This is a genomic window from Sunxiuqinia rutila (assembly GCF_050589705.1).
In the GTDB taxonomy this organism is placed as follows: domain Bacteria; phylum Bacteroidota; class Bacteroidia; order Bacteroidales; family Prolixibacteraceae; genus Sunxiuqinia; species Sunxiuqinia rutila.
This window is the reverse complement of record NZ_JBNGOT010000003.1, coordinates 301,216-313,977: the sequence shown is the minus strand read 5'-3', so window position 1 is coordinate 313,977 and position 12,762 is coordinate 301,216. Positions and strand designations below refer to the sequence as shown.

The 12,762-nt window shown below is 41.9% G+C and carries 7 protein-coding genes; 4 read left to right on the top strand and 3 right to left on the bottom strand.

Features of this window, described 5'->3' with window-relative positions; translation table 11 throughout:
* The first annotated feature begins 85 nt into the window (after nucleotides 1-85).
* The 4 genes from ACRD6K_RS04935 (at nucleotide 86) to ACRD6K_RS04920 (ending at nucleotide 9,817) form a co-directional block, all read left to right on the top strand.
* Nucleotides 86-3,268 carry a SusC/RagA family TonB-linked outer membrane protein gene (locus ACRD6K_RS04935; protein ID WP_430972306.1) on the top strand — a complete coding sequence of 1,061 codons (3,183 nt, stop codon included), beginning with the start codon at nucleotides 86-88 and terminating at the stop codon, nucleotides 3,266-3,268.
* 33 nt (nucleotides 3,269-3,301) lie between these two features.
* Nucleotides 3,302-5,002: a RagB/SusD family nutrient uptake outer membrane protein gene (locus ACRD6K_RS04930; RefSeq protein WP_430972305.1), complete on the top strand. Its 1,701-nt coding sequence runs from the start codon at nucleotides 3,302-3,304 to the stop codon at nucleotides 5,000-5,002.
* A 134-nt stretch (nucleotides 5,003-5,136) separates the two neighbouring features.
* Nucleotides 5,137-7,353, top strand: a complete 2,217-nt coding sequence (locus ACRD6K_RS04925) for a GH92 family glycosyl hydrolase (RefSeq protein ID WP_430972304.1) — start codon at nucleotides 5,137-5,139, stop codon at nucleotides 7,351-7,353.
* Between the two features lie 184 nt (nucleotides 7,354-7,537).
* On the top strand, nucleotides 7,538-9,817 hold the full coding sequence (locus ACRD6K_RS04920) for a GH92 family glycosyl hydrolase (protein WP_430972303.1): 2,280 nt from the start codon (nucleotides 7,538-7,540) through the stop codon (nucleotides 9,815-9,817).
* 300 nt (nucleotides 9,818-10,117) lie between these two features.
* On the opposite strand, the gene ACRD6K_RS04915 is transcribed toward ACRD6K_RS04920, so the two are convergent.
* The 3 genes from ACRD6K_RS04915 to ACRD6K_RS04905 are packed head-to-tail and all read right to left on the bottom strand — an operon-like array spanning nucleotide 10,118 to nucleotide 12,760.
* Nucleotides 10,118-10,825 (bottom strand): hypothetical protein, encoded by a 708-nt coding sequence (locus tag ACRD6K_RS04915; protein WP_430972302.1) that lies wholly within the window; start codon nucleotides 10,823-10,825, stop codon nucleotides 10,118-10,120.
* Nucleotides 10,826-10,882: 57 nt separating this feature from the next.
* On the bottom strand, nucleotides 10,883-11,383 hold the full coding sequence (locus ACRD6K_RS04910) for a putative periplasmic lipoprotein (RefSeq protein WP_430972301.1): 501 nt from the start codon (nucleotides 11,381-11,383) through the stop codon (nucleotides 10,883-10,885).
* Between the two features lie 6 nt (nucleotides 11,384-11,389).
* The gene (locus tag ACRD6K_RS04905; RefSeq protein ID WP_430972300.1) at nucleotides 11,390-12,760 is read right to left on the bottom strand and encodes a RagB/SusD family nutrient uptake outer membrane protein; all 1,371 of its coding nucleotides are present in this window, start codon (nucleotides 12,758-12,760) and stop codon (nucleotides 11,390-11,392) included.
* Nucleotides 12,761-12,762 lie beyond the last annotated feature (2 nt).

Here is a 12,762-nt window from a genome sequence, read left to right as displayed (position 1 = left end):
TTAATCAACAACTTCCAAATTTATGAAAAAAAATGAATCGTTTTTCCTTTTAAAACCAAAAGGAAAACAAAATCTGTTTTTAAAGATGAAGCTGACCTTACTTACTCTATTGGTTTGCATTATGCAGGTTTCGGCCTCTGTGTATTCGCAAACAACGAAATTGACTCTGAATTTAAAAGAAAAAAAGATTTCTGATGTTCTGATGGAGATTGAAGAAACGACAGATTTTCGTTTTTTCTATCAGCGCGAACAGGTTGATGTAGAACGTTTAGTGAACCTGAAAGCGAATAATAAAAGTGTAGATGAAGTGCTTGAAGATCTTTTTGAAAATCAAGGCATATCATATAAGGTTATGGACGATAACCTGATTTTGTTAACGGCTAATAAAATAGAATCAAAGCAAGAGAAAGACATTCGTGGGAAAGTTACTAATGAGAATGGAGAACCAATTCCTGGAGTAGCTATTCTTGTTAAGGGAACGACTAATGGAACAATAACAGATTTTGACGGGAATTATTCAATTACTGGTCTTAGTACGGGTACGACTCTGGTATATTCCTTTGTTGGAATGAAATCAAAAGAAATAACTGTTGGGTCTAACACGGTGTTGAACATTGTATTAGAACAAGAATTACTGGGACTTGATGAGGTCGTCGTTGTTGGGTATGGCTCGATGCAGAAAAAGGATTTAACAAGCGCAGTATCAAGTGTATCAAGTAAAGATTTGATACAAGGGGCTGTGAATAGTCCAATCCAAATGTTGGATGGAAAAGTTGCCGGAGTTTCAATTTCGAATCCAGCAGCTGCTGACCCGAATCGAAGTACGGATATTCAGGTTCGTGGTGCGTCATCTATTGATGCAGGAAATGGACCTTTAATTATTATTGATGGAATGCCCGGAGGAGATCTTCGCAACTTGGCACAACAAGATATTGAATCAATGACTGTCTTGAAGGATGGATCTGCGGCGGCAATTTATGGTTCGAGAGCAGCGAACGGTGTAATACTTGTTCAAACGAAAAGGGGAAAATCAGGAAGTGTTGTTGTGACCTATGACAGCTACATTGACCATGATGTTGTTGCTAAAAAACCTGATGTTTTATCTCCTGAAGAGTTTTTATCTCATGACATTGATGTTGATCGAGGTGCCCGAACAAATTGGTATGATGAACTTGTACGCGATGATAACTTTGGACAAAACCACTTTATTTCAGCTTCTGGTGGTAGCGAAAATACAATTTTCCGTATTTCAGCCAACTATCGGGAAAAGACAGCCATTGATATTGCCTCAGAACGACAAGAAACAGGTATTCGGGCTAGCTTTCAGCAAAAAGCATTGGACGGATTACTTGAATTAAGCGGAAATTTATCGTTTAAGGATGCAACAGAAGAATACACCAACTATGGAGTCTTTCAGCAAGCAGTAAAATTGAATCCGACGATTCCGGTTTATGATGCCAATGATCCTTCCGGTTACTATCGGATGTATGGCTATGCAACCTTTAATCCGGTTCAAGAGCTGAAAGAAAGGGAGAATGGCGCTGATCAGGAGTATTCAATTGTAGACTTCACCATTAAACTGAATCTTTTGTCTAATTTGAATACGGAGCTTAAGCTGGCCCGGCAAAAGCATGATGAGTATAAAAGAGAGTACCATACATCAAAGGCCAAAGAATCTGTAGATAATATGCGCACTGGGCGTGCTCGTTTGCAAAATCAAAAATGGGCTGATTATACACTTGAGTGGATTGGAAACTACTATACTACCATTGATAAGCATAATATCAAACTAATGGGAGGTTACTCTTATCAGGAATTTAATAATCATGGCTTCTGGGCTGAGAATATGGACTTTCCTTCTGATGCTTTCAAATATAACAACCTGGATGCAGGTAGTTGGCAATTGGAAAAAGGGCGTTTAGGTATGGATTCCTGGAGAAGCAAAGAGAAGACAATTGCATTTTTTGGACGAGCGAATTATAATTTTGATGACAAGTTTCTATTTACAGGTTCTGTTCGGTACGAGGGAAATACCAAATTTGGAGCTCAAAACAAATGGGGAACTTTCCCTGCAGCATCGGCAGCATGGCGTATTTCCAAAATGTCATGGATGGAGAGTGTCAACTTTGTAGACGATTTAAAAGTTCGTTTATCTTATGGGGAAACTGGTCGTTCCGGATTTAGCCGTTATGCAGCTCTAGCTCGTTATCAAGGATATGGAAAATGGCAAAACGATGAAGGAGAATGGATCCAGGTTTATGGACCGGCTAATAACCCAAACCCTGACTTGCGTTGGGAAAAGCAAATTTCAAATAACTTAGGAGTTGACTTCACTTTGTTTGAGAACCAGCTTTCAGGAAGTATTGATGGATTTATTCGTAAAGGGAAAGATGTGATTTCAAATTATGATGCTCCGGTACCACCATTCCTCCACGATCAGATTTTTACGAATGTGGCCTCTACTAGTTCAAAAGGGGTGGAAGTCATGTTGAATTGGAATGCTGTTCAGAAAGATGAATTTAGATATTCTACTAACATCACTGCTTCGTATATCAAATCAAAATTGGACAAATTTTCCAATGGTACTTTTACAAAAGGGTATATGGATCGCTATTCCTTACCGTCTCCCGGAAATCCAGGGTATGCTCAACGGCTAGAGGACGATACGGAGATTGGAAGTTTCTATGGTTATAAGTATGCCGGCGTTGATGATGATGGTAAAATATTAATTTGGAGAGACGGGCAGGTTGGTACCGAGAAGGTTAATGCCTCTTCAGAAGGGAAGGAAACAGATAAAACCTATTTAGGTAATGGAGCACCCCGGATGGAATTATCATGGGGAAATAGCTTTACCTATAAAAATTTCGACCTGATGTTGTATTTCCGTGGAAGATTTGATTATCAGATATTGAATACTTATCAAATGTATTACGGACTTGTGGCAGAACCCGGAGTCAACCTTCTGAAAGATGCTTATGAAAAAAATGGACACATTACATCCGGGAAAGTTGTAACTGATTATTTCCTTGAAGATGGCGATTATCTGAAATTGGACAACGTAACATTAGGATGGTCTCCTAAAGTATTCAACAAACATGTGCGGAATATTCGGTTATATGCTACTGTGAAGAATGTTTTCACACTAACCAAGTTTTCAGGACTTGATCCTACAACTGTTGGAATTTCCGGTCTCGAGCCTGGAATTATGAGCTTGGATGTTTATCCAATTACACGGAATTACACCTTTGGAGTTCAAGTGTCATTTTAAGTAATCTGATTTTAACTTATAGAAATTGAAAAGATGAATACGAAAAAAATATTATACCTTCTGCTGATCCTTTTTTTGGCAGCTCCCTCTTGTACGAACTTGGAGGAAGAAGTATTTGACACCCTAACCACAGATATCTATTATCAGGATAAGAATTCAATCATGGCTGCTCTCGTTCGTCCTTATGAACATGGACACTGGTGTGGCTGGGATGGAGATCGTTGGATTGCACAAGAACTCTCAGCGGACCAGTTTATGTGGGCTCAGAAAGGAAAGCATGGCTGGGATGGCGGACAGTGGATTCGCTTTCACGCACATGAGTGGACCGACAACGAAGGAGTAGTTTATGGTGCCTGGACTGGCCCATATCAAGGGATTGCTCAGTGTAATCAATTTATTGAAGATTTTACAAATCTCGATTACGCAACGTTTGGATTGACCGAAGCTGATAAGGCTCAGCATATTGGTGAGCTTAGAACTTTAAGAGCTTGGTTTTACTTGTTTTTAATTGATTTTTTCCGTGAGATACCTATCGTGGTAAACGTCAATGAGGTTGTTGGGCAATCTTCGCCTCAAGAGGTTTTTGAATTTATTGAAAAGGAATTGAAGGAATCTCTGCCAGGGTTACCCAAAAATGGACGAGCTGGTCGCTGGGATCAAGGTGGAGCTGCTTCATTGCTGGTACGCTTATACCTTAATGCAGAAGTATGGACTGGAACTGCTAAATATGATGAATGTGCTAAATATGCTCAGGAAATTATTGATGGCGTTTACGGAAATTATAGCATTGACCAGGATTACACCGGACCTTTCCGCTCAGGAATTAATGGTTATCGTTCTCCTGAAAATATTATGGAATTTCCGCATGCAAAGAATATCTATGAATTTGGTTGGATGTATAATGCTACTATGCACTATCAGCAACGCTACTCTTTTGACAACGACTGGGGGGGATGGAATGGAGTTACCTTGTCTCCGTCCCGTGACTTGGAAGGAGAAATTAATCCTTATAAACTAGGGAATCCATATGAGAAATTTGCAGATGCCGATAAACGGAAGCAACCTTTCCGGGTAGTCGACACCAATGGAAACAGAGAAGGTTTTTTCTTAATCGGTCAACAGTATGAATTCAATTATGACAAAGGCTATGGTTTTGACAGTACGAAAATTGTACTCGGAACTGAGGAGTACTCCGGTTTACCTCTTTCTTTTGTAGACCAATGTGGTCGATTCTCGGAAAAACCAGATGGTCGTTGGCAAGAAGGTTCTCATGTTAGTACAGGAGAAGAAAACACAGGCGTTCGTTTTGTGAAGTTTCCTTGGTTACCTATGTCTCAAAATTATTTCCAAATGAATTCGGCTACCGAGATTCGCCTAGCTGAAACTTATTATGCTCTTGCTGAGTGTAAATATCGTTCAGGCAATAAGGAGGATGCGGCCGCTCTTCTAGATGAAGTCCGGAAAAGAAACTTTGCTGATGATGACTGGAATGAGAACAGCTATGTAAATAATCTTAGTAAGTTAACTGATGATGAATTTGTAGATGAACGAGGTCGTGAGTTTATTGGTGAAAGGCATCGTCGGACTGACTTGGTTCGCTGGAACCGGTTCGGAAATGAATGGTGGGACAAGCCAGCGGATTCGTCAGATAAAACCGTTTATCCGATACCTAGCCGAGCATTAAATGCAAATCCGTTACTAAAACCTAATCAGTGGAATACCCAAACCAACTAATTCTTTTTTTTTCAACTAAACAACCATGAGCAAAGCACCGCCAAATACTTTTGGCGGTGCTTATTTTTGAATATCTTTAAGCGCAAATTTTTATAAAAGGTAAAACCATGATTAAGTTAACAGAAAGTAGGAGAATGCTCTTATTATTAATGGTGCTGGCAAGTGTACTTGCTTGCAGTCCACCCCAAAGTAATAACCCCAATAAGGACTTGATTTCGTATGTCGATCCCTATATTGGTTCGGGTGGTCATGGGCACGTATTTGTAGGAGCCAGCGTTCCTTTTGGTGCCGTTCAACTCGGACCAAATAATGAAACGCAAGGGTGGGATTGGTGTTCTGGTTATCATTATTCCGATTCGATATTGATTGGATTTGCGCATACCCAATTGAGTGGTACCGGCATTGGCGATTTGGGAGATATTCTATTTATGCCGGTTGCCGGCAGTTACGCACCGTCATCCGATTCGGATATTCCTTACGATTGGAAAGCAAGTTATACGCACAAAAAAGAAGTGGTGCAACCCGGTTATTACAGCATCTACATTGACCGGCATCAGGTTGATGCGGAACTGACAACTTCTGAACGTGTAGGCTTTCATAAGTACCAATACGATGGAGATGGTAACTCCAAGGTCATCATTGATTTAAACTACGGAACAGGCTGGGACCAGCTAACCCAAGGTTCGGTTGAGCAGTTGGATAATAACAGCATCAACGGATTCCGTTTTTCAAAAGGCTGGGCTAACGACCAGCGTGTCTTTTTCCACACCACATTCTCAAAAAAAATAAAAGCTTTCGAAGTACTTGATGCTTCGGATGAAAAGGGGATTGCAAGGGTTATAATCGAATTTGAAGGGAATGGCGAATTACTGGCTAAGACTGCCATTTCTCCGGTGAGTACCGAAGGAGCGAAAAACAACCTGACTGCGGAAATTGATCATTGGGATTTTGAAGCAGTAAAGGCCAAGGCCCAGGAAAAATGGAACAAGGAGTTGGCAAAAATTAAGGTGGAAACACCCAACGAAACCGACAAAAGAATTTTTTATACAGCGCTTTATCATACCATGATTGCGCCTTCGCTGTTTAACGATGCCAATGGCGACTACCGCGGCTCGGACCATGAAGTTCATCCTAATCCGGGCTACGAAACCTACACCACTTTTTCACTGTGGGATACTTACCGGGCAGCTCATCCCTTGTTTACCATCGTTCAACCCGAACGCGTAAACGACTTTGTCAATTCCATGCTGGCTATTTACCAGCAACAAGGCAAATTGCCGGTGTGGCACCTGATGGGCAATGAAACCAATACGATGGTGGGCTACCATGCCGTTCCGGTTATTGTGGATGCCTATTTGAAAGGATTCCGTGGCTTTGATGCCGAACTGGCTTTTGAAGCAGTAAAAGCTTTTGCCATGCGCGATGAACGTGGTCTGGATTTCATCAAGGAAATTGGCTACATTCCGGCCGAGAGTGAAGTGGAATCTGTTGCAAAAGCCTTGGAGTATGCCATTGACGATTGGTGTATTGCAGCTATGGCTAAGGCAATGGGAAAATCGGAAGATTTTGAATTGTTCTCGAAAAGAGCCAAGTACTACGAAAACTATTTCGACAAAAGTACGCAGCATATGCGCGGAAAAATGGCGGATGGAAGCTGGAGAACGCCTTTCAATCCGATTGCCTCGCAACACCGCGAAGACGATTACTGTGAGGGCAATGCGTGGCAGTACACCTGGCTGGTCCCTCAGGATGTAAACGGATTGGTTGATTTGTTTGGCAGTGAGGAGGCTTTCATCACGAAATTGGATAGCTTGTTCTCTATGGAATCGATCAAACTGGAAGGTGCGTCAGCCGATATTACCGGCTTGATCGGGCAGTATGCTCATGGAAACGAGCCCAGTCACCACATTACGTATATGTATGCCTATGTTGGTCAGCAGTGGAAAACCGCTGAAAAAGTGCGTCAAATCTACCATGAAATGTACTCCGATCAGCCTGATGGGTTAAGTGGTAATGAAGATTGCGGACAGATGTCGGCTTGGTACATCATGTCAACCATGGGCTTTTACCCGGTCAATCCGGCAAATGGCAACTATGTATTTGGAAGCCCGCTGTTTGATCAAGTGGAAATTTCACTTCCTGGTGGAAAAAACTTTACGGTTGTTGCTGAAAATAACAGTTCTGAAAATATATACATCCAGGCTGTTGAGCTGAATGGCGAGGCGTACAACAAATCGTATATTTCGCATGCTACGATCTTGAATGGCGGAACGTTGAGGTTCGTCATGGGAGCGGAACCTAATCCTGATTTTGGTGCTGCCTTATCGGACAGACCAACTTCCGCTTACTAAACCTTCCGGTCTTTGAAGGATTCAGCAGAATCCCTTGTATTGAGAATATTGAATCAGCGGGTGAGTAGTTTTCACCTGCTGATTTTACTAGCCTTTGAAAACATTATTGGGCATACCGAAATCAGATGATGAGTGGAAACGATGCCTGTTGTCCGCTACATGATCTCTAAAAAATTGAATTACAATGAGAAGATTAGTCATTTTATGTTCCTTGCTTTTGGGCCTGTCAACCTTTCAGGCTTACGCACAAAAATTTCAACCTGTTGACTATGTCAATACCCTGATGGGAACCGATTCTGAATTTGTACTATCCAACGGAAATACCTACCCGGCCATTGCCTTGCCTTGGGGGATGAACTTTTGGACCCCCCAAACCAATAAGATGGGCGACGGATGGGTTTATTCCTATGATCACTATAAAATTCGTGGGTTTAAACAAACACACCAGCCTAGTCCGTGGATCAATGATTACGGCCAATTCTCCATTTTCCCATTAACCGGAAACCTGGTGGTTGACGAGCACGAGCGCGGAAGTTGGTTCTCGCACAAGGCTGAGATCGCCAAACCGCATTATTATAAAGTATACCTGGCCGATTACGATGTGATTACGGAAATCACGCCAACCGAGCGTGCGGCTATGTTCCGCTTCACATTCCCCGAAACCGAAGATGCCTACGTATTGGTTGATGCTTTTGACCAAGGTTCGTATGTGAAAATCATTCCTTCAGAAAATAAAATTATTGGTTATACCACTCGCAATAGCGGGGGAGTGCCTGATAATTTCAAGAACTACTTTGTGGTGGTTTTCGACAAGCCATTTGTTACCAGCGATGTTTGGAGCAAAGACAAAGTGGTGGAAGGAAAAAGTGAATTGGAAGATGAACATGCCGGAGCAGTTGTAAAATTCAAAACCAAGAAAGGCGAAAAAGTACACGCTCGCGTAGCTTCTTCTTTTATTAGTTTTGAGCAGGCAGAGCGCAACTTAAACGAGCTTGGAAAAGATTCTTTTGATGAGGTAAAAGCAAAAGGCGAATCGATTTGGAATAAGGAGCTTTCGCGGATTAAAGTTGAAGGGGGTACGGATGATCAGATTAAGACATTCTACTCGGCCTTGTACCGTGTTTTGTTGTTCCCACGCAAGTTTTACGAGTACGACGCTAACGGAGACATCGTTCACTATAGCCCATACAATGGCGAAGTGTTGCCAGGATATATGTTCACCGACAATGGTTTTTGGGATACCTTCCGGGCTGTATTTCCATTCTTCAACCTGATGTATCCTGAGTTGAATGAGAAAATTCAGGAAGGATTGGCCAATACCTATAAGGAAAGTGGCTTTTTGCCGGAGTGGGCAAGTCCGGGGCACCGCGATTGTATGATTGGTTCGAACTCGGCAACCATTGTTGCTGACGCCTATTTGAAAGGTTTGCGTGGATACGATATTGACGCACTTTGGGATGCTGTGGTGAAAAATACCACGCATGAAGGTCCCGTGAATTCGGTTGGACGTTATGGTGTGGATTATTATAACGAACTGGGCTATGTGCCATACGACGTTGGTATCAACGAAAATGTTGCCCGTACTTTAGAGTATGCTTTTGCTGATTTCTGTGTGTACAAGCTTGGAAAAGCATTGGGCAAACCCGAAAGTGAAATTGCCATTTTTGCAGAGCGTTCTCAAAACTACAAGAACGTGTTCGACAAAGAATCGAAACTGATGCGCGGACGCAATGAAGATGGTTCATTCCAGTCGCCATTCAGCCCATTCAAATGGGGAGATGCATTTACCGAAGGAAACAGCTGGCACTACACTTGGTCGGTTTTCCACGATGTGGAGGGATTGATTGACCTGATGGGTGGTAAGAAGGAATTTGTGTCGATGTTGGATTCTGTTTTTGTGGTTCCTCCAATTTTCGATGATTCGTACTACGGACAAGTAATCCATGAGATTCGCGAAATGCAGATTATGAACATGGGAAATTATGCGCATGGCAACCAGCCTATTCAGCACATGATTTACCTGTATAATTATGCCGGCGAACCTTGGAAAACACAGTATTGGATTCGCGAGGTGATGGATCGTTTGTACACTCCAAATCCCGACGGTTACTGTGGAGACGAGGATAACGGCCAAACTTCGGCTTGGTATGTATTTAGTGCGATGGGCTTTTATCCGGTAGCTCCGGCTACTCCCGAGTATGTGATTGGAACGCCATTGTTCAAGAAGATTACCGTGAGCTTGGAAAATGGTAAAACAATCGAGATTAATGCGCCTGAAAACAATCAGGATAACCGCTATATTCAATCGATTAAGCTGAATGGTAAAACCTACAGCAAAAACTACTTCAACTACGATGAGTTGATGAAGGGAGCGACCATAAACTTTGAGATGGGAGCAGAACCAAATAAAAAACGTGGAACGAAAAAGTCAGACTTTCCTTATTCATTTTCAAACGAAAAATAAGGACGACTAAGTTCTTACTAAGGATTAAATTACAAAGAAGTGAAAGATCATTGAAACCGGTTTTGGTTATTGATCTTTCACTTTTTTTGTTTCAGGGCCAAGCGTTCCTCAAAACTATTTTAATCAATTATACGAAGCGTCTGAAAGTCCAAGGGGGGGGATGCATTTCGAATTGACTGGGCTTTGCTCTCGAAGATGAAGATCACAATACTGGGTAGGAGGAATCGTAGCGAGTGCTGTGGATAATAAAAAAGGCCATTCCAGCAGGAATGACCTTTAAATAAGCTATAATTGTTTTTTTTATTTTACCTCTTCCAGGATCAATTTAGAAACACCAAATTCAACGTCAGTTGTTTCTACGGTTAATGTTCCATCCTCGTTGAAATAAATTCTGTCACTGTTGCCGGCAACCAATTGCTTTTGAGCCAATACGGCATCTTCATAAGAAAGCTCAGAGAAGTCTCTCATAGCAATGCTGAAAATACAAAGACCAGTTTCTTCATTTGTGATATCATCAATTTTTAATTCATCAGCAGCAAATGGAGCTGCAATGACACGTCTGAAAGAAGCTAAAGTACTTTCTTTTCCTAAAATGAATCCCCATTCGGCAAATTCAGGATAAACGGCATCTTGAAAAGCTTTTAGCTGTGTGTCAATTTCTTCATCGGACAAATTCACATCAACTTTAGGGTTGAAAGAATCTCCCTCAGCAACGAATGACAAAATCAGGTTGAAGTTTTTTGCATGCTCTGCTTTTACCATGATTGTTTTTGCAATAGCACCATCTTCTGTTTCAGAGGCTGCTAAAAGATCTTCAGAAGGCTGAAATTCTTTAAATGTCCACAGTGTGGAAGTAACCGTATTGAAGTTTGTTGTAACCTCATCAACTAACTCTTGTTTTTCATTTGCTTCAATTTCCTCCGGAGTTAAATCATCATCTTTTGAACAAGACGTAAAACTCGCAACAGCACCTAATAAAAGGGCAAAAAATAAATTTCTCTTTTTCATCACACTAATTTTGAAATTTGGGATTTCTCCCGTTGGTTTATAATTGTTGTTTATCGATTATTTTTGAAACGAATAGGTTTTAAACCGCTTTTGACGTGGTTCATTTTCCTTTTTAGCACCATACAAACCGGCAATGATTTGCTCGTCATCAACTTCTTTGATGCGTATGGCTAATTTGTATTGGCTGACTTCGTCTTCTGGTATGTTCAAGGCATTTACCGTAAAGCTTCCATAGTTTTGTCCGGCCTCAATCATAACTGTTTGTTGGAATGCAAAATGCTCGTCGATCGTTCCTTGGGTGGCTTCATTCACAATTTCCAGGGTAACAAGAATGGTTTGGTCAAGGGTATGGCTTAAGATTAAACTGTCTTTAAATTCGCCGGCTTGCAGGCTGTGGTTGGTACTTTCATTAATGCCCAACCGGATTGCTGCTTGCTCAGAACTTAAACTAACAACCGGATTTCCGGTGTAGTATTTATCCTCTGAAACGTGTTCGTACGGATTCTCGCACGAAGCGAATAACATTACCAATAGGAATAGTGCAATTGTATTCTTCATGCTGTTCTAATTGATGTATGGATTGGAGTTGGTTTCTTCTTTGGGAATATCCCAGATGTACAGTGGAGAGTTTGGAGTAAGAACTTTCCCATCTTTCCGTTGCACCACAATATTTAATTCGCTGGATAAGCGCTTTAAATCATAAAAGCGAAGTCCTTCGGCAAACAACTCTTTTCGGCGTTCGTTTAAAATATCCAATTTGGTGGGAGTCTGAGTCAGCAGCTCGGCGCCTCGTGCTTCTTTTAGCAGGTTTAATACGCGCATGGCTTCATCGGGAGCTGATTCCAGCACGGCTTCAGCGTAAATCAGGTACTGCTCGGCCAAGCGAAAATGCTTATAGTGCAGGTTCCGGTCGGGCTGGCTGTTGCGCTCATTCACTGGAATGATATGCTTATAAGGCATTTGGTTTGGCCCGATGTAGGATGCTTCTTTGCGCACATCATCTGCCGAAAAACTGGTCATCAGTTCGTCGCTCAAGCGTACATTATTGGTCACATACATTTCGTGATAGTCCACCAAATCTGCATCATCGGTATCACTCAAATCATGGGTCATAAAGATGATTTCTTTGTTAGCCGTTCCAAACTGGTCTTCCCAAAGCATCCAGTAAGTTTCTTGGGAAAGCAGTGGCGTATTGATGAAATGGGCCGATGCGTCTTTCGCTTTGTCCAAATCGCCGGCAAAAAGGGCTACACGGGCTTGTAGTGCGCGCACAGCATCCAAGCCAAATTGGTAGGCTTTGCGAGTTGATGAAGGTGCGTAATCTGTGTCAACAAACAGCTGCTCCGCTTTTTCTAAATCCGAATAAATTTGTTGGAACACCTCAGTTAAGCTCGCTCTGGGGAGGTATTCCAAATCCAGTTTTAGCTTTAGAGGAATGGCAGCTTCAGCGCCGTTCTCGCCAGTGTAGTGAGGCGCATATAATTGAACCAGGTTGAACAAAGACCAAGCGCGTAAGCCCAAAGCTTGCGCATAAATTTGGTCAATCTCTTTTTGCTCCGTTTCATCATTGGCCGGAACAATACTGTAATTCCCAATAAGCACATTCTCCTGAGCAATCAATTGATACTGATAACTCCAAATAAAGGGCTGAGGTTGTGTTTGGTAGTCCCAGTTGTAAATGTAGTAATTGGTAGGAGCGTAGCCTGGGAGTACGCTTGAAAAATCATCGCTGGCAAAATCCGTCGATTGCATATTCATGACGGATGAGGTCATCTTGCGAAACACATTATTCAAGGCCATTTGGTATGAATCCACGTCAGAAAACGCAGCTTCCTCAGGAACAACATGGTCTGGAGTGATATCCAGCAAGTCGCAGCTGGATAAAAAGACAAGGGCACAGAGTGCTATTTTGAGTGATTGAATATATTTTTTCATCT

Excerpts from the sequence above, each read along its gene's own strand:
- ACRD6K_RS04935 (WP_430972306.1), top strand. The coding sequence starts at position 86 with ATGAAGCTGACCTTACTTACTCTATTGGTTTGCATTATGCAGGTTTCG.
- ACRD6K_RS04915 (WP_430972302.1), bottom strand. The coding sequence starts at position 10,825 with ATGAAAAAGAGAAATTTATTTTTTGCCCTTTTATTAGGTGCTGTTGCG.
- ACRD6K_RS04930 (WP_430972305.1), top strand. The coding sequence starts at position 3,302 with ATGAATACGAAAAAAATATTATACCTTCTGCTGATCCTTTTTTTGGCA.
- ACRD6K_RS04910 (WP_430972301.1), bottom strand. The coding sequence starts at position 11,383 with ATGAAGAATACAATTGCACTATTCCTATTGGTAATGTTATTCGCTTCG.
- ACRD6K_RS04905 (WP_430972300.1), bottom strand. The coding sequence starts at position 12,760 with ATGAAAAAATATATTCAATCACTCAAAATAGCACTCTGTGCCCTTGTC.
- ACRD6K_RS04920 (WP_430972303.1), top strand. The coding sequence starts at position 7,538 with ATGAGAAGATTAGTCATTTTATGTTCCTTGCTTTTGGGCCTGTCAACC.
- ACRD6K_RS04925 (WP_430972304.1), top strand. The coding sequence starts at position 5,137 with ATGCTCTTATTATTAATGGTGCTGGCAAGTGTACTTGCTTGCAGTCCA.